Source organism: Caballeronia sp. 11_S32, assembly GCF_056930355.1.
Genome location: NZ_JBXOWH010000002.1, coordinates 493,735 through 513,779 on the forward strand (window position 1 = coordinate 493,735; position 20,045 = coordinate 513,779).

17 protein-coding genes and 1 pseudogene are annotated in these 20,045 nt (G+C 61.6%); 10 read left to right on the top strand and 8 right to left on the bottom strand.

Translation table 11 applies throughout. The annotated features are described in order from the left end of the window. Positions 1 to 169: 169 nt before the first annotated feature. Both AC1Z32_RS10505 and AC1Z32_RS10510 read right to left on the bottom strand, forming a co-directional pair. Positions 170 to 436, bottom strand: coding sequence for a DUF3140 domain-containing protein (locus AC1Z32_RS10505; protein ID WP_483478643.1), 267 nt, complete (start codon positions 434 to 436; stop codon positions 170 to 172). Between the two features lie 340 nt (positions 437 to 776). Continuing rightward, positions 777 to 1,292 (bottom strand): DUF3455 domain-containing protein, encoded by a 516-nt coding sequence (locus tag AC1Z32_RS10510; RefSeq protein ID WP_483478644.1) that lies wholly within the window; start codon positions 1,290 to 1,292, stop codon positions 777 to 779. A 496-nt stretch (positions 1,293 to 1,788) separates the two neighbouring features. Here AC1Z32_RS10510 and AC1Z32_RS10515 point away from each other — a divergent pair, with 496 nt between their 5' ends. From AC1Z32_RS10515 to AC1Z32_RS10530, 4 genes are all read left to right on the top strand, one after another. Further along, positions 1,789 to 2,205: a nuclear transport factor 2 family protein gene (locus AC1Z32_RS10515; protein WP_483478645.1), complete on the top strand. Its 417-nt coding sequence runs from the start codon at positions 1,789 to 1,791 to the stop codon at positions 2,203 to 2,205. Positions 2,206 to 3,324: 1,119 nt separating this feature from the next. Beyond that, positions 3,325 to 5,643: an EAL domain-containing protein gene (locus AC1Z32_RS10520; RefSeq protein ID WP_483478646.1), complete on the top strand. Its 2,319-nt coding sequence runs from the start codon at positions 3,325 to 3,327 to the stop codon at positions 5,641 to 5,643. Positions 5,644 to 5,649: 6 nt separating this feature from the next. Then, positions 5,650 to 6,387: an iron-containing redox enzyme family protein gene (locus AC1Z32_RS10525; protein ID WP_483478647.1), complete on the top strand. Its 738-nt coding sequence runs from the start codon at positions 5,650 to 5,652 to the stop codon at positions 6,385 to 6,387. A gap of 123 nt (positions 6,388 to 6,510) precedes the next feature. Then, entirely contained in the window at positions 6,511 to 7,242 is a 732-nt protein-coding gene (locus AC1Z32_RS10530) for an OmpW/AlkL family protein (protein ID WP_483478818.1), read from the top strand. Positions 7,243 to 7,830: 588 nt separating this feature from the next. Here AC1Z32_RS10530 and AC1Z32_RS10535 read toward each other — a convergent pair. Continuing rightward, entirely contained in the window at positions 7,831 to 8,733 is a 903-nt protein-coding gene (locus tag AC1Z32_RS10535; RefSeq protein ID WP_483478648.1) for a LysR family transcriptional regulator, read from the bottom strand. Between the two features lie 106 nt (positions 8,734 to 8,839). On the opposite strand from AC1Z32_RS10535, the gene AC1Z32_RS10540 reads away from it, so the two are divergent. The 5 genes and pseudogenes from AC1Z32_RS10540 to AC1Z32_RS10560 all read left to right on the top strand — a co-directional run bounded on the left by AC1Z32_RS10540 (position 8,840) and on the right by AC1Z32_RS10560 (position 14,777). Further along, positions 8,840 to 9,499 (top strand): peroxiredoxin-like family protein, encoded by a 660-nt coding sequence (locus tag AC1Z32_RS10540; protein ID WP_483478649.1) that lies wholly within the window; start codon positions 8,840 to 8,842, stop codon positions 9,497 to 9,499. Positions 9,500 to 9,614: 115 nt separating this feature from the next. Then, the gene (locus AC1Z32_RS10545) at positions 9,615 to 10,412 is read left to right on the top strand and encodes a LysR substrate-binding domain-containing protein (protein WP_483478650.1); all 798 of its coding nucleotides are present in this window, start codon (positions 9,615 to 9,617) and stop codon (positions 10,410 to 10,412) included. A 153-nt stretch (positions 10,413 to 10,565) separates the two neighbouring features. Then, positions 10,566 to 11,147: pseudogene (locus AC1Z32_RS10550) on the top strand (efflux RND transporter periplasmic adaptor subunit); the annotation flags it as partial. Positions 11,148 to 11,170: 23 nt separating this feature from the next. Continuing rightward, a complete protein-coding gene (locus tag AC1Z32_RS10555; protein WP_483478651.1) occupies positions 11,171 to 14,425 on the top strand; it encodes an efflux RND transporter permease subunit in 3,255 nt (1,084 codons plus the stop codon). A gap of 10 nt (positions 14,426 to 14,435) precedes the next feature. Then, entirely contained in the window at positions 14,436 to 14,777 is a 342-nt protein-coding gene (locus AC1Z32_RS10560; RefSeq protein WP_483478652.1) for a TolC family protein, read from the top strand. Here AC1Z32_RS10560 and AC1Z32_RS10565 read toward each other — a convergent pair. Next, complete coding sequence (locus AC1Z32_RS10565) at positions 14,741 to 15,652, bottom strand: LysR family transcriptional regulator (protein WP_483478653.1); 912 nt, start codon at positions 15,650 to 15,652, stop codon at positions 14,741 to 14,743. The two genes, AC1Z32_RS10560 and AC1Z32_RS10565, sit on opposite strands and share 37 nt — an antisense overlap. Before the next feature lie 488 nt (positions 15,653 to 16,140). On the opposite strand from AC1Z32_RS10565, the gene AC1Z32_RS10570 reads away from it, so the two are divergent. After that, complete coding sequence (locus AC1Z32_RS10570; RefSeq protein WP_483478654.1) at positions 16,141 to 16,779, top strand: glutathione S-transferase family protein; 639 nt, start codon at positions 16,141 to 16,143, stop codon at positions 16,777 to 16,779. A gap of 545 nt (positions 16,780 to 17,324) precedes the next feature. On the opposite strand, the gene AC1Z32_RS10575 is transcribed toward AC1Z32_RS10570, so the two are convergent. The 4 genes from AC1Z32_RS10575 to AC1Z32_RS10590 all read right to left on the bottom strand — a co-directional run bounded on the left by AC1Z32_RS10575 (position 17,325) and on the right by AC1Z32_RS10590 (position 19,952). Further along, on the bottom strand, positions 17,325 to 17,513 hold the full coding sequence (locus AC1Z32_RS10575) for a hypothetical protein (protein WP_087660052.1): 189 nt from the start codon (positions 17,511 to 17,513) through the stop codon (positions 17,325 to 17,327). Positions 17,514 to 17,594: 81 nt separating this feature from the next. Next, entirely contained in the window at positions 17,595 to 17,780 is a 186-nt protein-coding gene (locus tag AC1Z32_RS10580) for a hypothetical protein (RefSeq protein WP_483478655.1), read from the bottom strand. Next, on the bottom strand, positions 17,777 to 18,838 hold the full coding sequence (locus AC1Z32_RS10585) for an IS630 family transposase (protein ID WP_483476817.1): 1,062 nt from the start codon (positions 18,836 to 18,838) through the stop codon (positions 17,777 to 17,779). Before AC1Z32_RS10585 ends, AC1Z32_RS10580 begins: the two co-directional genes overlap by 4 nt. A 52-nt stretch (positions 18,839 to 18,890) precedes the next feature. Next, positions 18,891 to 19,952: an IS630 family transposase gene (locus AC1Z32_RS10590; RefSeq protein ID WP_483476817.1), complete on the bottom strand. Its 1,062-nt coding sequence runs from the start codon at positions 19,950 to 19,952 to the stop codon at positions 18,891 to 18,893. Between the last annotated feature and the right edge of the window lie 93 nt (positions 19,953 to 20,045).

Genomic DNA, 20,045 nt, shown 5'->3' on the forward strand with positions numbered 1-20,045 from the left:
TGTCTCCGCACGCCTCGCGCTTGGCGCGAGGCGTGTGCAAAAAATGAGAAGCGGAAGCTCCCAATATGTATCTGGGAAAACGGTTACCCAGAGTAACGAGTTTTGAGATTGCTGACCATTTTTTTCTTCTAAGGGGTTTCCCGTAAAGGCGCGTTCGCCTGTCGTTCGATCACTTCAGCGGATCGTGGCCCCAGTTCATCAGCGAATAGCGCCAGTGTGAATGTTCGACTTCGTGCCGACGTTGCGCGAGACGCCGCTTCACGTAGCCGATCACCTTGCGCATGTGCGCATAGTCGTCACGGGGTGCCATCCCGTGCCACGAACGCGAGCATTCTTTAACCTGCTGCGCTGACGAAGACCCGATGCAAACCGCCCGGGAGAATTGCGGCTGCCATTTTGGAGCCGCTCGACCGCGCCGACTGTTCCCGCAATGCACGGGGATGCCCGCCGGCGGCGCGCCCGGACTGCAGCACGCGCCAAAGTCTGTGCTGCGCTGACTGCCGCAAACGCACGACGCCGGGCTCGGTGCGAATCCTAGGCCGGCGCGTCTACCTGGTGGTCGTCCCGGCGCTACGTTCGAGCCGCGCGCATTGTTCCAGTATTGAGGGACTACTGCCCGTCAGTTGGGTCACGCAAGCGCTGGCACCTCTGGTGGGACGACGCCTTTCCCGCCGCCGCCTCAGCCGTACAGGGATGGTGATGTCCATCGATTGGCTAGAAACAACGAGGTTGTTCGTTTGGCTTAACGAACACGAACATTCGAAGAACCGGCGCCACTATCGATAGAAAACATAGTCTGCAAGGTAGGGCGAACTGCCGATTTCATGTTCCGTCGAACACGGTGCCGCCGGCTTCAACCCGCCAACGGTATTCACTCGCTGGACATATCGGACAGCCGAAAGTGCGCCGATTCCTGACGTGCTGCGAGTTTCGAGCAACAGTTGCGGTATGCTCGCGGGCGTTTCGCTGGGCTTCTGTGTGAGCACACGGCCTACGATCCGGCTTCCGTCGTCTGCTTCCCAGGACGGCCCCGCGCCATGCCGGACCGCGGGACGGCCGCTCGCATCGAACAGCGTTGCTTGCGGACTCTTGAACGCCCATTCCAAATGATGCTGCGCGTCGAACTCACACGAGTAAGTCTGCACGCCGGACGCTACCAACGTCATGATGCGCACCGCTTGAGGCGGATCGATGGAAGCCTGGCCAGAATGTTCAGATGCTGTCCCACATGCGGCCACTATCATTGCAATAACGGCGGGGAAGAAGCCTGATCGCAAAATGCTCCTGAACATAGGTCTCTCCCTGAAGAGATGTAGTCCGACGCGAATTGGCCTACGACCAGAGATGTCGGCCGACGATTTCATAGTCGGGATGTTACGCGTAATCGCCTGCGCTATCCTCCGTTCTGCGATGCAGAGCGCGGCGGACTTGCTGGAAATCCGGAACGTGCAACTGACGCCCGTCTTTCCCGCCCACCGCAGACACGCTCCGTAAGTGTCCTTCACACATACGTGGATAGCTAAGGTCCGCCGACGCATCGCGATTTGGGCCGCGACGAGCCTCGCGACAATGGGCCTCTGCGTTGGGACGCCAATCATCTCGCGTTGCCGATCTGACCGTCCCTCGTCAATGGCACTTTCGCTCTGGATGCCGACGCTTGCCCGGCGCCGCGTCCGACGAATTCAGTTCGCGACTCGGTGACGGTGACCTAAGCTGGAGGAACGCTCGCCGACGACGGTGTGCGAGCGACATGAGGTACGGCGCCACGCGAAGAGAAGAAAGGGAAACATGGGAGCGGCTAGAGAACTCGTACAGCAGGCGTATGAGGCATTCGGACGCGGCGAGGTGGCCGCGATTCTCGAGCTAGTCGCCGACGAAGTAGACTGGCAATTCGTTACCTCTGCCGACCTGCCCTATGCGAGACGACGCACGACGCGCAACGAGGTCGCCGCCTTCTTTGCCGATATTCCGCGAGCCGACCAGATACACGAGTTCGAGCCGCTCGAATTCATCGAGGCGGGCGATCACGTGACGGTGCTCGCCTGGGAGAGGTCGACCGCGCGCGATACAGGCACGACCTTCGAGAGCGACTGGATACACGTTTTCACCGTCCGAGGACGCAAGATTACCCCGCCGCACGCTATGGCATATCACCGAACGGCTGGTCGTCGCAGCCTTTCCAATCGCGTCGCGCTACGCGAGTAGCACGCAAGATCACTCTTTGTGTTTGGTGAGCGTTCACGACTCGATGCCGCGGCGCGTTTTCGCGCATGATGACCGCGCCTGCCAGGCTACCGCCGACCGGTACTCGAAAAATTGCACCGAATTACGGTTTTACCGTAATCGCATTCGAGCGATTGCCGAACCCTTGACCGAACTTCTCCGATTGCGACGCATGCGGCCTCTACGTTAATACATCCGATCTCACCGCTCAGGAAATGCAGAGTCGTGCCGATATTGCGGCAATGGACGCCAGAGACCCATTTCCTACGAGTGCCAGCGAGCTGCGATCGACCGACGCCGAGCTCGCGCATCTGCGCGTCTTGATTGCGACAGCGGTTCGGCATCGAGAGACCGTGTTTCCGCGCAGCTATTGGCGCGCACGCGTGACTGCGCTACTGGCATCGAGCCACCTATTGCCGGCGCAGCTACGCGTCGCCTCTGCACTTCTCGCTCAGATCGATTCGGTCACCGAGAACGTCCAGCCCTAGGCTCACATATTTGTCGGCCTGAAGGATCGCACTCTCATTCCCGCCTAACCGCATTTTCACCTTCGATATCCTACGTAATTGACACGAATATTCGTGAATCCACAATGCAAGCGTAAGCCCGTCTTTTTTGAGCTGTGGATAAGTGGACATCGAACAAGGTAATCACCTACTACATTAAATTCGCACGGTCGCTCTTGAATAGGTAGACGGGTTTTCCACCTCAGCATGTCCGCGAACACATTCGAACGAGCAACAATAAGCTCAGTGGATAAAAACAACAGTTCGCACTCTTTCTTATTATCAAATCCTTTGATCGGTCTTCCTGCAGGTACTATTCGACCCTCGAGATTTTCGAGTAGAGCTTCAAGTTCATATTCCTCGTGCCGTTATAAATCGAAGCGACAGAGTTCACCGCAAAAGACGATCGTTCGAAATAATTCGACGGCGCCTTGCGGCGGGACGCTTTTTGTCGCCAAGCGCAGAGAAAAAACCGATAACAAGGCTCGATATGCCGGCGGCATCGAAGACCAATCGACAGTTATTCAAGACTACATGGCCTTTTCTGGCAGTCGTTGCATCACTGCTAGCGCTTGTCGCAACGAGCCTCTCGATCATGTCGTCTGTTCGCGCGTATATCGGTGGCGAGAGCACGTGGTCGAAAGGCCAGAAGGACGCAGTCTTCTATCTCATACGCTATGCGCAGACCGGTGACGAGGAAGCCTTTCGCCAGTATGAGAGTGCAATCGCCTATCCGCTCAATCTGAAGCGTGCCCGGCTCGCGCTGGAAGGTCTGAATCCCGACCTCGGTACGGCCCGGCAGGCGCTCCTCGAAAGCGGCGTCGACCCCGCCGACGTCAGTTCGGTCATCTGGGTCTTCCGGACCTTCCGCCGCGCCAGCTACTTTGAACACGCCGTCACGTATTGGACACGCGGCGACGCGCTCGTTGACCAGCTTGTCGCAACCGCGCAAAGACTGCGCGTCGCCAAGTCCGCCGGCGCACCCGGCCAGATCGACGTCGAGTTCTTGACGGGCGAAATCTGGAACATCAATTCGGCGATTGCGCCAGTCTCGCGCGCATTCGCCGACGTGCTGGGCTCCGCGTTCCGAAAAACCGCGTTGTTACTCTTCGGCATCAACGTCGTCGTTGCGGCGCTCCTGGTCTCCTTGTCCGTGTGGTATGCCCGCCGCTTCATTACCGCGCGACTCGCCTCGGAGCACGCGTTGAGGCGGAGCGAAGCGCGTGCGAAAGCCACGCTCGGCTCGATCGGCGAGGCCGTCGTTTCAGTCGGGCCAACGGGTCTCGTTGAATTCATCAATCCCGCCGCAGAGCGCCTCTTCTGTCGCGAAGCCGAAGGCTGCGTGAGGCACGAGTTGACCGCAATCGTCTCCATCGCGCGCGAATGGGACCGGCGTCCCGTTGATCCGATCGAGCAGGCGTTGCGCGGCCCCGAGCCGTGGGACCCGAGCACCGATCTCGTGCTGACCAACCGGCAGGGCACAGAGACCGTGGTTCAAGCCATCACGTCCGTCGTGCACGATACGTCCGATACGATCACCGGCGCCGTGCTGCTGCTGCGGAACATGACCCGCGAGCGCGAATACGTCTCGAATCTTTCGTGGCAGGCGTCGCACGATGGCTTGACTGGCTTGCTCAATCGCACGGAGTTCGAGCGGCGCCTGTCCGCATTGCTCGGCGCGCAATCCGGCATCGAGCGCGCGCAGCGCCCCTGCATGCTGATGATCCTCGACCTTGACCAGTTCAAAGTGGTCAACGATACCTACGGCCACGCGGCGGGTGACACCATGCTGCGTGAGGTGGCGGCCCTCTTCAGGCATTGCCTTCGTGAAGAGGATGCGCTCGCGCGCCTGGGCGGCGACGAGTTCGCCGCGCTCATGTCCGATTGCGACGAGCAATCCGCGATGAAAATTGCCGAGCGCCTCAGACAAGAGGTCGCCGCGTTCCAGTGGTCATGCGAGACACACACGTTGTCGACGAGCGTGAGCATCGGTTTGGTCGATCTGCGCGGGCTCGATATGGAGACGGCGATGCGCTTCGGCGATATCGCCTGCTATCTCGCCAAGGAGCGCGGGCGCGATCGCGTGCACCTGGCCGTGCGCGGCGACAAGGAACTCACGCGTCATGCGAGCGCCATGTCATGGTGTGGTCGTATCAAGGACGCATTGGCGAACAATCGCTTTTGCCTCTACGCTCAGGAGGTCCGCGCGGTCCAGCGTGCAGACAGTTTCGGCGAATCCGCGCAGCATCCACGTCACATGGAAGTGCTGCTGCGCATGGTCGGCGACGGCGGCAAGATCGTATCGCCCCACTACTTTTTGCCCGCTGCCGAGCGGTACGGACTGATGTCCGCGATCGACCGCTGGGTCGTGCGCGCCGTGTTTGCGACGCTCGCCAGGACAGGCAATCCCGAGGGCGTTCAGTATGCGATCAATCTGTCGGGAGCGTCGATCGGCGACGAGCGCTTTCTCCAATTTCTGACCGACCAGTTCGAACTCAGCACCATCGCCCCCGAGTCCATCTGTTTCGAAGTAACCGAAACCACCGCGATTGCCAATCTCGCGGCCGCCGCGCGATTTATCCGCGAGTTGAAGAAGCGCGGCTGCAAGTTTTCGCTCGACGACTTCGGTGCTGGCATGTCCTCGTTTGGCTATCTGAAGCATCTGCCGGTCGATTACATCAAGATCGACGGCGGATTCATCAAGGACATGCTCAAGGATGCCGTTAGCAAGGACATGGTGGCGGCAATCAACGACATCGGCCATTCGATGGGGCGTCTCACCATCGCGGAATACGTCGAGAACGAAGCCATCCTGCGCGCGCTGAGCACGATGGGCGTGGATTTCGTTCAGGGATTCCATGTGGGTCGACCGGCCCTTTGGGCGCAGAACGTTGAATTTCTTGCAACGACGTAGGAGGAGATGTTGGATCCCACTTTTCAGCGGGTCGGCGACTTAAAGGACATCGCCAGCTACCCAGCCTGGTTGGGCGATGTTCTGACCGAAACGAACGAGACCAAGCAAACAGTCGTAGGCCATCCCATCTTTGCCGCGATGCGCGAAGCAAAGCTGACGTCGCGACAGGCCGAAGCGTTTCTCGTCAACGGCTGGCCGGTCGTCGAGCAATTTCCGCAGTACATGGCTATGAATCTTCAGAAGCTGCGCTACGGGCATTCGCGCGGTGAGGATCTGGCACGGCGCTATCTGACGCGCAATATCCGCGTCGAGCAAAACCACGCTGACTATTGGGTCGACTGGGCGGCAGCGCACGACGTCAATAAACGGGCTTTGATGAAAGGCAGTGGCCCGTCCCTCGCCTACGCACTTTCTCACTGGTGCTGGAAGAGTAGCGGCTGTGATCCGCTTGCCGCGAGCATCGCCGCCACCAATTTCGCGATCGAAGGCGTTACCGGCGAGTGGTCGACGTTTGTTTGCAGCACTGACACGTACGCGAACAGCTTTCCCACATCGATGCGTCGCAAGGCCATGCGCTGGCTTAGTCTGCACGCGCACTACGACGACGCGCATCCGTGGGAAGCGCTCGAGATCGTCGCGACGCTGCTCGGCAATGCCCCCGGCGTGGACGAGGTGCACGCCGTGAAGCGCAGCATCGAAATGAGCTACGAGTATTTCAAGGTAAGTCTCGACTGCTGTCTATAGAGACTGCCGGTCCAAATGCTTTCCTTTGTTGTGCGTTCATCGCCCTGAGCTTGGTGGCTGAGGCGATGTGGACGTGCTCGCCTGTCACCGATTGAATCTGAAACGAGAAGAGAAGAAATGAAGCTGAAACACATTGCATGCGCCGCCCTCTCAACGATAAGCATGGCGGGCGCGACGAGCGCACATGCGCAGTCGGCGGGCGATTTCCAGGTCAGTGCCGGCTGGCTGCACTTCGCACCGCAGGATTCGAGTGGCCCGTTCAACGTCACCGCGCTGGGCCAGACTGTCACGAAGCAAGGTGCGAGCGCTTCAGTGAGCGATGCAGACACGTTCGGTTTGACGTTGCAGTACTTCGTCACCGATCACATCGCCGTCGAAGCGGTGACGGGCGTGCCGCCCAAGTTTCATCTCACCGGCGAAGGCACGCTCGGCCCATTGGGCGAACTGGGTACGGCCCGAGAGTGGAGCCCGACGCTACTGCTCAAATACTACTTCCTTAATGCCCAGAGCAAGTTTCGCCCGTATGTCGGCGCGGGTGCCTCGTACGTGTGGTACTCAGACGTCAAGCTGAGCCAGCAAATGGCCAACGGCGCGTTCCTCTATTCACCGCAAACCGGCACCGCATTGACGGGGCCCACCAGCGTGCATATCAGCAGTTCGTTCGCGCCGGTCGTGAACGCCGGCCTTTCCTATAACTTCAGCAAACACTGGTCGGCAGCGTTCTCGGTGTCGTATATGTGGCTGTCCGCGCGCGCGACGCTCACGACGAACTCGGCGGTTGGGCAGGTCAAGAGCGAATCCAAGCTCAAGCTGGATCCGATCGTGACGTTCTTGTCGGTGGGATACACGTTCTGAGCCGGTGAGGTGCCGAGTTGGGAGAGGTCGCCCCGGACCCTGCGGGCTCGAACTCTCTCGGCGGGTACCGATAGTTCAGGCGCTGAGTCGAAAACAGCGTTATTCAATCGCGCTCGCGCCTGCCCGTCGATGCGCCCCTTCCCGGCACGCATTGCTTCATCGAACGTCGCTTCGGTCGCCGCATGCCGATGGTCGATGGACACAAGCCAACCTTCATGGGCACGCACCCGGCAAATTCGCGTCTCCCGTAACAGCAGCGAAAGCCATCGCCATACATTCGCGCCTTCGGCGTTGGCGATCGCGCGAGCCTGCAGGCGAACCATGTCTGTCGAAGTTGAGCCGCTTGTTTCAGGTGAGATGGTGGCGCGCCGTTCAAACACTCGCGACAACGTGCGTGACGCCGAGGCGGGTGTCTTAGCCGGGTGAGGCCCGTGGAACATTGCAACGATCAGAGACGTGACGTGCGTCTCGGCATGCGTATGCCCGCTTTTCGAGGCGAAGCCTTCGTTTGGGTGTTCCGTTGGACGCGCGGTCGAATGACGGCGCATGGCCGGTCAGGGACAAACGAAAATGCCGACCAGCCCGCATTCAGTCGCGTGCAGCCGAGATGGGCTCGACTTCCTTCACGAGATAATCGATCAGCGCGCGAGCTGCGGGCCGTAACGCACGGCCCGGCGGAAACACAGCGTGGACCTCGACGGGTTCGAGCTTCCAGTCTTCGAGAATCTGCACGAGCCGTCCGTCCGCGATTTCATTGCGGCATCCCCACCAACCCACCGTCAATATCCCGAGGCCCGCAACGGCAGCGGCCGTCGCGCCTTCGTTCACGGAGGTCGTGAAGCGGCCCTCGCCACGAAACGAGACCTCGCGCCCGTCCTTCCTGAGTGTCCACCCCAAAGATGGCGCACTCGATGGCCCGAGCACGAACGTATGCCGGCTCAGATCGGAAGGTTCGACGGGACGGCCCGCGTTCGCCAGATAGCTCGGCGCGGCAACGAGCATTCGGGCAGAGCGTCCGAGCAGCCTCGATCTCGCGCTCGAATCGGGTAGCGCGCCGAAGCGGATCGCCACGTCGGCCCCTTCCGCGATCAGGTCCTGACGATCGTCCGACATCAGCAACTCGATACGCAACGCAGGATGCAATGCCATGAATCGCCCGATGCGCGGAATCACCTCACGAATGCCGAAACTCGTGGACAACGCCACGCGAAGATGACCGCGCAGGTCCGAATTGCCGCGCGCGAGGTGATCCGCTTCCTCCAGCGCTTCGAGGATCGCCTCGACGCGCACCAGATAGTCGGCGCCGGCCTCGGTCAGTTTCACCGCGCGCGTGCTCCTGACGAAGAGCGCCGTGCCCACGTCCGCCTCCAGTTCGGCAATCTGCCTCGATACGGATGGCTGACTCAGGCCCAGTTCGCGCCCTGCCCGGCTGAAGCTCGACGTATGGGCGACGCGAACGAAGAGCCGCAGCGTCGATAGCTTGTCATTCATTTATCGGGTGAATAACTGAAAGTCGTCCGGGCATTCTACCGGTCCCCGTGCGAATGAATCACTATGAACTCACGCCAACACCGGCGAGCCGACAAGGAGCAGGAAAATGCAACTGCAAGAGAAACTGGATGCCTTCAAATCACACTTCGAGAGCAAGGTCGCGCCGCCCGCAGTCGTTGAAATCTTTCACCGGACCACGGCGGAACTGATTGCGAGCGGCCAGGCGGAGCGATCCCTCAAGATCGGCGACATCGCGCCCACCTTCACACTCACCACGGCCGAGGGCGAACTCGTGTCGTCGACGGCCATGCTCGAACACGGGCCGCTGGTCGTCACGTTTTATCGCGGCGTCTGGTGTCCGTATTGCAACCTCGATCTGCAGGCCATCGAAGAAGTCGCCGAGGAAATCCGTTCGCTCGGCGCGACCCTCGTATCTGTTTCCATGCAGACCGCGACGAACAGCCTGAAGTCGCAACGCCAGAACAAGCTCAGCTATCCGATTCTCGTCGACGAAGGCGGCAAGACGGCCGACGCGTTCGGTATCCGCTTCCGGCTCCAGGACGAACTGATCGACACCTATAAGGGCTTCAACGTCGATTTGCCGACGATCAACGGCGAGCCGAGCTGGACGCTGCCGATGCCGGCCCGCTACGTAATCGCGCCGGACGGCACGATCGCCTACGCCGAAGTCAGCCCGGACTACACGAGGCGGCCCGACCCGAGCGAACTCGTCGCCGTGTTGCAGCGGATGAAGGCGATCGCATAGGGCACGCGCCGATTGTCGCGCATCGTTCGCCAGAGCGTCTCCCGGCCGCGCGTTTATTCGTGACCGGCAAGTTGCCATACTCGCGTCCATTGCGAAGATTCGAACAGGCGAAGCGATGTTGACACGAGAGGCCATTCACTCCGGCGCGTATCTGGAGCATGTCGAGTCGCTTCCTTGCGCCTGGAATCGCGACGATATCCTGCTGTCGCTCGCGGACACGCTGCAACGCAACGGCAAGCTGAAGGTCGACATGCCGGGGGCGATCGGGCGGCTCGTGATCGTGCCCGCGCTCGACGAGTTTCAGTCGCGTCATCCCGAGATCGATCTCATGCTCGGCGTAGACGACAAGGCTGTCGATCTCGTGCAGGACAGCGTCGATTGCGCTATCCGCATCGGACCGCTGCCGGACTCCACGCTCATCATGCGGCGACTGGGCACGGCCGCCATCGCGACTGTCGCGAGTCCCATCTATCTCGAGCGCGCCGGCACGCCCAAAAACATCGCCGATCTGGACGCGCACATCGCCGAGAACTATTTCTCCGGCAAGACCGGGCGCGTCGTTCAGATGACGTCCGTCGCCGATGGCAAGCTGGTCGAGCGCCGCATGCGTTCCCGCCTTGCCGCCAACGATGGCGACGCGTACCTGCAATGCGGATTGAGGGGACTGGGTCCGATCCAGGTGTCGCGCTTCATGGCAATGCCGCACATCGCATCCGGCGCGCTCGTCGAAGTGCTCGACACCTGGCGGCCAGCGCCGCTGCCGATTTCCGCCGTCTATTTCCGCAACCGCCATCTCTCGGCGCAAGTGCGCGCGTTCGTGGACTGGGCCGGCGAACGTATTCAGCGTTGCGACGCGCTGCACGCGGCGGTCTCGTGCGTGCGAACTGCGAAGCACGAGCCAGCCACGGCCTGAGCCGGGACTGTCGCTCCTGCGGCGACGAAGAAACCACTGACAGCCGCTTTATCGCGGCGAATGCGCAACCCATACTGCCTTCAACGTCGCGCGGTCGGAAAGCGGTGCGCGCGCAGTCATATTTCCATTTATCTTTGTTCAGGAATCCAATTCATGTCACCCAAGCTCAAACGTCTGTCGGCTGCGCTGAGTGCCGTGGCTGTGCTGGGCGTGCCCGCTGGCTTATGGCTATTGCGCGACGCGGCCATTCGCCCGTTCGCCGAGGCCCACGCCGCAAACGCGCCGCCGGCCGCCGTCGATGTCGCTGTCGCGACCGTCCTCTCGCGCACCATCACGGACTGGCAAGGCTATTCGGGACGGTCCGAAGCCGTCGATCATGTCGATGTGCGTCCGCTCGTGCCGGGCACGTTCATCGCCGTTCATTTCACGGACGGCGCGTTGGTGAAGAAAGACGACGCGCTTTTCACGATCGATCCCCGGCCCCATCAGGCGGAAGTCGATCGAGCGGCGGCGCAACTCGCGGCGGCGAAGGCGCGCGCGCTCTATACATCGACCGATGCGGCGCCCGCCGAGCGCCTCCTCGCCGACAACGCCATCGCAAAGCGCGACTACGACGAGAAGCAAAATGCCGCGCGCGAAGCCGCCGAGACCGTCAAGGCGGCCGACGCGGCGCTCGAAGCGGCCGAAGTGAGTCTCGGCTACACGAAGGTCACGGCGCCGACCAGCGGCCGCGTGCCTGACGAAACCCAAGCCACATCATGAACATCTCCCGATTCTTCATCGACCGGCCAATCTTCGCGGCCGTGTTGTCGGTGGTCATTCTGCTCGCGGGACTGATCGCTTTGACCAAGCTGCCGACGGCGGAATATCCCGAAGTCGTGCCCCCTTCCGTCGTCGTGCGCGCGCAGTATCCCGGCGCTAATCCAAAGGTGATCGCGGAAACGGTCGCCTCGCCGATCGAGGAGCAGATTAACGGCGTCGAGGACATGCTGTACATGCAGTCGCAGGCGAACAGCGACGGCAACATGACGACCACCGTCACGTTCAAGCTCGGCACCGATCCGGACAAGGCGCAGCAACTCGTGCAGAACCGGGTCTCGCAGGCGCTGCCGCGACTGCCGGAAGACGTGCAGCGCCTCGGCGTGACCACGGTGAAGTCGTCGCCCACGCTGACGATGGGCGTGAACCTGCTATCGCCGAACGATCGCTACGATCTCACGTATCTGCGCAACTATGCGCTCATCAACATCAAGGACCGCTTCGCGCAGGTGCCGGGCGTCGGCGAAGTCGTGCTGTGGGGATCGGGCGACTACTCGATGCGCGTGTGGCTCGACCCGACCAAGGTGGCACGCCAGAACCTGACGGCCACCGATGTCGTGAAGGCGATTCGCGAGCAGAACGTGCAGGTCGCGGCGGGCATCGTCGGCGGCGCGCCGATGACGACCAACGTGCCGCTGCAACTGAGCGTGAACGCGCAGGGACGCCTGAAGACCGAGGAGGAGTTCCGCCGCATCATCCTGAAGACCTCGCCCGAGGGCGCCGTGACGCATCTCGGCGATGTCGCGCGCGTCGAGCTGGGCGCGTCGGACTATGCGCTGCGCGCCGGCATCGACGGCAAGAAGGCGGTGCAGATCATTCTGTTCCAGCAGCCCAACGCGAACTCGCTGCAAATCTCCGACGACATTCGCAAGCTCACCGCCGAAATGCAGAAGGACATGCCCGACGGCGTGAAAGCGGAGATCGTCTACGACCCGACGCAGTTCGTGCGCGAAAGCATCGACGCGGTGGTGCACACGCTGTTCGAGGCGGTCATTCTCGTCGTGCTGGTCGTGATCGTGTTTCTGCAAACGTGGCGCGCATCGCTCATTCCGCTGCTGGCGGTGCCGGTGTCGATCGTGGGCACGTTCTCGCTGATGCTCGCATTCGGCTTCACCATCAACGCGTTGTCGCTGTTCGGCATGGTGCTCGCAATCGGCATCGTGGTGGATGATGCGATCGTCGTGGTCGAGAACGTCGAGCGCAACATCGCGGCGGGGCTTTCGCCGCTCGAAGCCTCGTATGAAGCGATGCGCGAAGTGAGCGGACCGATCATCGCGATCGCGCTGACGCTCGTCGCCGTGTTCGTCCCGCTCGCGTTCATGTCGGGTCTCACGGGACAGTTCTACAAGCAGTTCGCGATGACCATCGCCATCTCCACGGTGATCTCGGCGTTCAACTCGCTCACGCTCTCGCCGGCGCTTTCCGCGCTTCTGCTGAAGGATCATCACGCACCGAAGGACTGGCTCACACGTGCGATGGACCGCGTTCTCGGCCCGTTCTTCAACGCATTCAACAAAGTGTTTCATCGCGGCTCGAAGGGCTACGGCAAGGGCGTCGGCGGCATCATCAACCGCAAGCTCGCGATGATGATCATCTATGCCGTACTGCTCGCCGGCACCGTGCTGCTCGGCAGGATCGTGCCCGGCGGCTTCGTGCCCGCGCAGGACAAGGATTACTTCGTCAGCATCCTCCAGTTGCCGGCGGGCGCTTCGCTGGACCGTACCGAGAAGGTTGTAAACGAGATGGGCGCAATCGCGCGCAGGCAGCCGGGCATCCTGCATACGCCAGAGTTCCCGGGTTTGTCCGTGACGGGCCTCATGAACTCGTCGAGCAGCGGCCTGGTGTTCTCGGTCGCGAAGCCTTCGAAGGAACGCGGCAAGGGCGAAACGGGCGCGGATATCGTCGCCGGCCTGAGCGGACACTACAGCCAGATCAAGGACGCGGCCATCGCCACGTTCCCGCCGCCGCCGGTGCAGGGGCTCGGCACCATCGGCGGATTCAAGCTGCAGATCGAGGACCGCGGCGCGCTCGGCTACGAGACGCTCAACAAGGCGACGCAGGCCTTTCTCGCGGCGGCGGCGAAAGCGCCCGAGCTCGGCCCGTCCTTCTCCAGCTACCAGATCAACGTGCCGCAACTGAACGTGGAGCTCGATCGGGAAAAGGCCAAGCAGCTCGGCGTATCGGTCACCGATGTGTTCGACACGATGCAGATCTATCTCGGCTCGCTCTACGTGAACGACTTCAACAAGTTCGGCCGCGTCTATCAGGTGCGTGCGCAGGCCGACGCGCCGTTCCGCGCAAATGCCGACAGCATCCTGCAACTGAAGACGCGCAACGAACGCGGCGAGATGGTGCCGCTCTCCTCGCTCGTGAAGGTGACGCCGACCTACGGCCCGGAGATGGTCGTGCGTTACAACGGCTTTCTTGCCGCCGACATCAATGGCGGCCCGGCCCCGGGCTACTCGTCCGGTCAGGCGATGGCAGCGGTCGAGCGTATTGCGAAGGAAACGCTTCCGCGCGGCATCAGGTTCGAATGGACCGATCTCACCTATCAGCAGATCCTGACCGGCAACGCCGCGTTCTGGGTCTTTCCGATCAGCGTGCTGCTCGTGTTCCTCGTGCTCGCGGCGATGTACGAAAGCGTCACGCTGCCGCTCGCTATCCTGCTGATCGTGCCGATGAGCATTCTCTCCGCGCTGGCCGGCGTGTGGCTCACGCGCGGCGACAACAACATCTTCACGCAGATCGGTCTGATGGTGCTGGTCGGGCTGTCGGCGAAAAACGCGATTCTCATCGTGGAGTTCGCCCGCGAGCTGGAGATGCAGGGACACTCGATCGTGCAGGCGGCTATCGAGGCATCACGCCTGCGCCTGCGGCCCATTCTGATGACGTCGATCGCTTTCATCATGGGGGTCGTGCCGCTCGTGATCTCAACCGGCGCGGGCTCGGAGATGCGTCGCGCCATGGGTATCGCCGTGTTCTTCGGCATGCTCGGCGTGACCTTCTTCGGTCTCATGCTGACGCCCGTGTTCTACGTGATCCTGCGCAGGCTCTCCGGCGCGAAGCCTCTGCGCGACAGACATGGCCGTCATCCGCACATTCACGGGCCAGACGACACGCCGCTTACGCCCGCTGCGTCGGCAACGTCCGCCCGAACCGCCGAAGCCAAACGCGAACCCGCGTTGCAGGATTGAGGAGAGCATCATGAAGGAACGAGACAGTCGCGCCGATCTGCGCATCCTCGAAGCGCAAACGCAAACGCAGAACGAGGCGCTCCTGGCCTCGCAACGCGCCGCCGATCTCGCGCGCAGACAATACGCGGGGGGCGCGGTGAACTACCTCGACGTGCTCGAAGCCCAGCGCGCCGTGCTTCAGGCGAGGCGAGGCGCCGCGCAGTTGCGGGGCGTGCAAGCGGCATCGACGGTCAGTCTGATCTGCGCACTCGGCGGCGGATGCGATAGTGCGACGCGCCGATTGCAGCGCGGTGACCGCGGCTGCGGTCATGAACATCACTCGTCCACGCGTTGCAAGGTCTCCGCCAGATGATTGACGACCGCGCGCGTCTTCGCCGCCATCTTTTGCCCGAGCGAGATGATCGCGTGCACGGGCGGTCCGTCGACATCGGCTTCGGGCAAGACGTGCACGAGCCTGTTCGCGCGTACATGCGGCAGCGCGACGCGATCGAAGATCTGCGCGATGCCGAAACCCGCGACCGCCGCTTCGACGAGCGCCTGTCCGTCCGCGAGCACCAACACCGGCGGCGGCGCGAACTCTTTCGTCGATGCACCGTGGCGCAAGGTCCAGGGCCGCAGGCGTCCCATCGGTCCACGGAAGATCACGGCGTCGTGTTCTCCCAGTTGATCGACGTCCGCGGGTGCGCCTTTTCGCTCGAGATAAGCAGGCGAAGCGTACAAGCCGAGCCGTAGATCGCACAGCTTGCGCACCGTCAGCTCGCTGTCCTCGGGCAACGTGCCGATGCGCACCACGACGTCCCATCCCTCGCCGATCGGGTCCGACATGCGATCGGTGAGCGCCAGTTCCAGCGTCACCTTTGGATGCTTCGCGCGCAGATCGAGAAAACTCGGCAGCAGCAGACGGCCGAAACCGGCGGGCACGTCGATCTTCACGCGGCCGACGGGCTCCGAGCGACGCGCAGCCAGTTGCTGCTCCGCTTCGCGCAGTCCGTCCAGGGCATCGCGCGCGGCTTGCAGGTAGGTTTCGCCATCCTCGGTGAGGCGCACGGCGCGCGTCGTGCGTTGAAACAGGCGGGTGCCGAGGCGCGCTTCCAGCCGCTGCACCGCCTTGCCGACATTGGACTTGCTGTTGCCCATCTCTTCTGCGGCGCGTGTGAAGCTGCCCGTCTGCGCGACCGCCACGAAGACGGCAATCTCGTTGATCGGTGCGTCCGCGCGCTCGTTCATTTCACGCTCCTTTCGCTGGAAGGCATTGCCGGAAGGTCAGGCGACTTCGAACTGTAGCAGTTGGCCGGGACAGAGCCGGCCACGGCGTCAGTCTGCGTTCCCCGCTGGCTTCCCGCGGATGAACGTTGCCGCTCGCTGCAAGCGGCACGCTGCAGAAGCTCGCCAGGAATGCCTTCCGCGCCGCAGGCGAGCGCGGCGGCACTGCGTGCCGAAGTCCCATCTGCCAGCCAGACAGCCTCGCCATGATGGCTGGAGCGCGTGATTCTAGGTTCTCTGCGACGTCGGATAAAGCTGCCGCCTTGTACAGAGTGTCTCCGCCACGGAGACACTCGCAGCCGCCAATTGTCTCTTCACGAGCGACAGTCCGGCTCCCGTGCCGCCGTTTATCCCGGTTTCGAAACTCGCGATACTGCATTCCAACGGGACGACAAGCAACGACGTCGACGACCCGGCAACCCATCACTGATCCGAGATCCACGAGACCTGCCATGAAACTCTATATCGCTCGAGCCACCTGCTCTCTCGCCGTGCAAGCCGTCTTCAACGAACTGGGTCTTGCACCCGAACTCGTGCATTTCGACGTGTTCGGCAAGACCACGTCCGATCAGTCCGACTTCGCCGAAGTGAACGAACTGCTTTACGTCCCCGCGCTTCAACTGGACGGCGAAGCCGAGCCGCTCACGGAAACGATCACCATCGTGTCGTATGTCGCCGATCAGCATCCTCAGTCGGGTCTGATTCCGAAGCACGGCACGCTCGAACGGGTACGGATGGACCAGCTTCTGACCTTCATCGCGACGGAGATCGCGCAGAAGCACATTCCGCTGATGCGCAAGCTGATGACGCCCGAAGGCATCGCATTCCATAGCAACAAGCTGCTCAAGGCTTATGGCAAGCTCGATGCAATGCTTGCCGACGGCCGCTCTTATCTCACGGGCGAGCAGTTCACCGTTGCCGATGCATACGTGTGGGCGACCATGTGGCACGAACGCTCGGGCGTCAAGCTCGATCATCTGGCGAACCTGAAGGCGTATATCGAGCGCATCGAGGCACGTGCGTCGGTTAGGAAAGCATTGCGCGATGAAGCCGAGATCGTGGCGGCGCACGAACAAGCAGTCGCTGCTTGAACCGTTGAGAACATCCCGAAGGCCGCTTCGGGATGTTCGAACGCAGTTCGCCCAAGGCCCGGCCTTCGTCGTCTCAATCTGCCGGCTTGCGACCCAGGATGGTCATTCGACGCCGCCGATCCTCGACGGCCGCTTATACCTGCAAGCCATCTTCACGTTGTTATCGGAGTTCAGGAAGGCTATAGGAAGGTCGCACCGTTCGAGAATGCGCTGACCATTTGGATAACGGATGACGTCTCGCCATGAGAGCGCGCATTCGATCCGTCCTCGCGGGCTTGAGGTTGCGAAAATGAAGCGGAACGAGACTGTTATGGAGGAGTTTGCTGAACCCGTGCGAACGTTCGTGGAAGACGGTTCGCCGTTCGCGGCTATGAGCCTGCGATTGAAGGGTCCAACGCGAACGTTGAATGCAAAGTGCGAATATCGATGCGCGAAGCAGCCCTTCCCAGATGATTCGTGCGCAGCCGACCGGAGCACCAGATCGCATGGCGATAAGCAAATTGCTGGTGCCCTCCATCCCTGGGCGTGCAGCAGCCGACTACGCGTCAGCTTCTGGTGACGTTGACGGCCACGATTTCGTATCCGGGATCGGTGTGCTCGTTCGCCGCTTTTTCCGCTTCCTCGTACGACAGAAAGGACGTGGCTTCTTCGACCGCAGGTGCCAAGCCCATGTCGCCGTCCTCGGCGGTGCAGAGGAACTGCGCACCCGTCTTCACGACGTAGACTGTCGTCATGCCTCCCTCCATGGTTTGCAGGGGAACTTCCAGTCTAGCAGGCCGGAGAAATCGTACCCGGTTCGCTGAGGCATTTCCGCCTCAATCAGCAACCACCTTCAGCTTCGACTTGCCGTGCTCCACGATCAGGCGATGCTTTGTGTCCACGGCGGACTGAACGACTTCAAAGCCGTGAACAGCCGCGACAAGAACTACACGGCAGGCAAGACGCCTTTTCAGCCATCCGTTTTCTCTGGCATTGTTGAGGCCGCTAGTCGACTGCGTCATTGATTTGGCACCTGGCGGATTCGACGCGAAGGATCGTCATACTTCCACTTGATCGGCTTCGGATTTTTGTTGTGCTCGCGGATGTAGCGCATGAGTTTGCGATTCAGATCCTTTACTGAAGTGAAGATGCCCCGGGCGATCACATCACGCTGGATGCGCGAGAACCAGTTTTCCACTTGGTTAAGCCACGACGAGTAGGTCGGCGTGAAGTGCAGACGTACGTTGCGATGCGCGTTGAGGAAGGTGGCCACCCGCTCCGTCTTATGGCTACTCACGTTGTCACAGATGACATGGATTTCTCTGCGTTTGGGCTGGCTGGCCACGACGTCGGTCAGGAAGGCCACAAACTGTTCGCTGGTGTGGCGCGGCGCTGTTCTGCCCAGCACCTCGCCGGTCGCAGTATTGAACGCCGCGAACAGGCTGAGCGTGCCGTTGCGCTTGTACTCGAAGCCGTGACTCTCGGCGCGCCCCGGCGACAGCGGCAGCATCCGGTCCTTGCGGTCGAGTGCCTGAATCGCGGTCTTCTCGTCCACACAGAACACCGCTGCGTGCGCCGGCGGGTTCAGGTAAAGCCCGATCACGTCGGCTGCTTTGGCCTCGAAGTCCGGGTCGTTGGAGACCATGTGCCGCTCCAACTGCTGCGGCTTGACCCCATGCTTGCGCCAGATGCGCTGCACGGTCGAGACCGACACGTCGCCGAGCTCTGCCGCAAGCTTATAGCTGCTCCAGTGTGTCGAGCCGTCGGTGGGTTTGTGCTTGAGAGTACGGTTGAGCACACGCGCCTCAAGTCTGGCTGGCGGCTGCTTGGGAGCGCGCCCGGGATGTCGGGCGTACATGCCAGACAGTCGCTCGCTAAGAAAGCGCCCCGACCAGCGCGCGATGAAGCGCGAGTCGCAACCCAGTGTGCGCATGATGCTGTCGCGCGATTCGCCGTCCTCGAGCATCAGGATCAACTTCGCGCGTCGTACGTCCGCCGCACGCACCGTTCGGCTGCGCGCCGCCGACAGCAGTTGCTCGCGTTCGGTATCGGTCAGATTCATTTTGCCCATGACCCGCATCTGAACACACTTGGGGTGCCAATTCAATGATGCAATGCACTAGTCGACTGCGTCATTGATTTGGCACCTGGCGGATTCGACGCGAAGGATCGTCATACTTCCACTTGATCGGCTTCGGATTTTTGTTGTGCTCGCGGATGTAGCGCATGAGTTTGCGATTCAGATCCTTTACTGAAGTGAAGATGCCCCGGGCGATCACATCACGCTGGATGCGCGAGAACCAGTTTTCCACTTGGTTAAGCCACGACGAGTAGGTCGGCGTGAAGTGCAGACGTACGTTGCGATGCGCGTTGAGGAAGGTGGCCACCCGCTCCGTCTTATGGCTACTCACGTTGTCACAGATGACATGGATTTCTCTGCGTTTGGGCTGGCTGGCCACGACGTCGGTCAGGAAGGCCACAAACTGTTCGCTGGTGTGGCGCGGCGCTGTTCTGCCCAGCACCTCGCCGGTCGCAGTATTGAACGCCGCGAACAGGCTGAGCGTGCCGTTGCGCTTGTACTCGAAGCCGTGACTCTCGGCGCGCCCCGGCGACAGCGGCAGCATCCGGTCCTTGCGGTCGAGTGCCTGAATCGCGGTCTTCTCGTCCACACAGAACACCGCTGCGTGCGCCGGCGGGTTCAGGTAAAGCCCGATCACGTCGGCTGCTTTGGCCTCGAAGTCCGGGTCGTTGGAGACCATGTGCCGCTCCAACTGCTGCGGCTTGACCCCATGCTTGCGCCAGATGCGCTGCACGGTCGAGACCGACACGTCGCCGAGCTCTGCCGCAAGCTTATAGCTGCTCCAGTGTGTCGAGCCGTCGGTGGGTTTGTGCTTGAGAGTACGGTTGAGCACACGCGCCTCAAGTCTGGCTGGCGGCTGCTTGGGAGCGCGCCCGGGATGTCGGGCGTACATGCCAGACAGTCGCTCGCTAAGAAAGCGCCCCGACCAGCGCGCGATGAAGCGCGAGTCGCAACCCAGTGTGCGCATGATGCTGTCGCGCGATTCGCCGTCCTCGAGCATCAGGATCAACTTCGCGCGTCGTACGTCCGCCGCACGCACCGTTCGGCTGCGCGCCGCCGACAGCAGTTGCTCGCGTTCGGTATCGGTCAGATTCATTTTGCCCATGACCCGCATCTGAACACACTTGGGGTGCCAATTCAATGATGCAATGCACTAGCGAACGACGACGGTCATTAGCAGCAGGCTTGCGCTATCCATCACCAACCG

Bases quoted from the DNA above. Each gene is read 5' to 3' on its own strand.
- AC1Z32_RS10510 (WP_483478644.1), bottom strand. From the start codon at position 1,292: ATGTTCAGGAGCATTTTGCGATCAGGCTTCTTCCCCGCCGTTATTGCA.
- AC1Z32_RS10515 (WP_483478645.1), top strand. From the start codon at position 1,789: ATGGGAGCGGCTAGAGAACTCGTACAGCAGGCGTATGAGGCATTCGGA.
- AC1Z32_RS10520 (WP_483478646.1), top strand. From the start codon at position 3,325: ATGTCGTCTGTTCGCGCGTATATCGGTGGCGAGAGCACGTGGTCGAAA.
- AC1Z32_RS10525 (WP_483478647.1), top strand. From the start codon at position 5,650: ATGTTGGATCCCACTTTTCAGCGGGTCGGCGACTTAAAGGACATCGCC.
- AC1Z32_RS10535 (WP_483478648.1), bottom strand. From the start codon at position 8,733: ATGAATGACAAGCTATCGACGCTGCGGCTCTTCGTTCGCGTCGCCCAT.
- AC1Z32_RS10540 (WP_483478649.1), top strand. From the start codon at position 8,840: ATGCAACTGCAAGAGAAACTGGATGCCTTCAAATCACACTTCGAGAGC.
- AC1Z32_RS10545 (WP_483478650.1), top strand. From the start codon at position 9,615: ATGTTGACACGAGAGGCCATTCACTCCGGCGCGTATCTGGAGCATGTC.
- AC1Z32_RS10555 (WP_483478651.1), top strand. From the start codon at position 11,171: ATGAACATCTCCCGATTCTTCATCGACCGGCCAATCTTCGCGGCCGTG.
- AC1Z32_RS10560 (WP_483478652.1), top strand. From the start codon at position 14,436: ATGAAGGAACGAGACAGTCGCGCCGATCTGCGCATCCTCGAAGCGCAA.
- AC1Z32_RS10565 (WP_483478653.1), bottom strand. From the start codon at position 15,652: ATGAACGAGCGCGCGGACGCACCGATCAACGAGATTGCCGTCTTCGTG.
- AC1Z32_RS10570 (WP_483478654.1), top strand. From the start codon at position 16,141: ATGAAACTCTATATCGCTCGAGCCACCTGCTCTCTCGCCGTGCAAGCC.
- AC1Z32_RS10575 (WP_087660052.1), bottom strand. From the start codon at position 17,513: ATGACGACAGTCTACGTCGTGAAGACGGGTGCGCAGTTCCTCTGCACC.
- AC1Z32_RS10580 (WP_483478655.1), bottom strand. From the start codon at position 17,780: ATGACGCAGTCGACTAGCGGCCTCAACAATGCCAGAGAAAACGGATGG.
- AC1Z32_RS10585 (WP_483476817.1), bottom strand. From the start codon at position 18,838: ATGCGGGTCATGGGCAAAATGAATCTGACCGATACCGAACGCGAGCAA.
- AC1Z32_RS10590 (WP_483476817.1), bottom strand. From the start codon at position 19,952: ATGCGGGTCATGGGCAAAATGAATCTGACCGATACCGAACGCGAGCAA.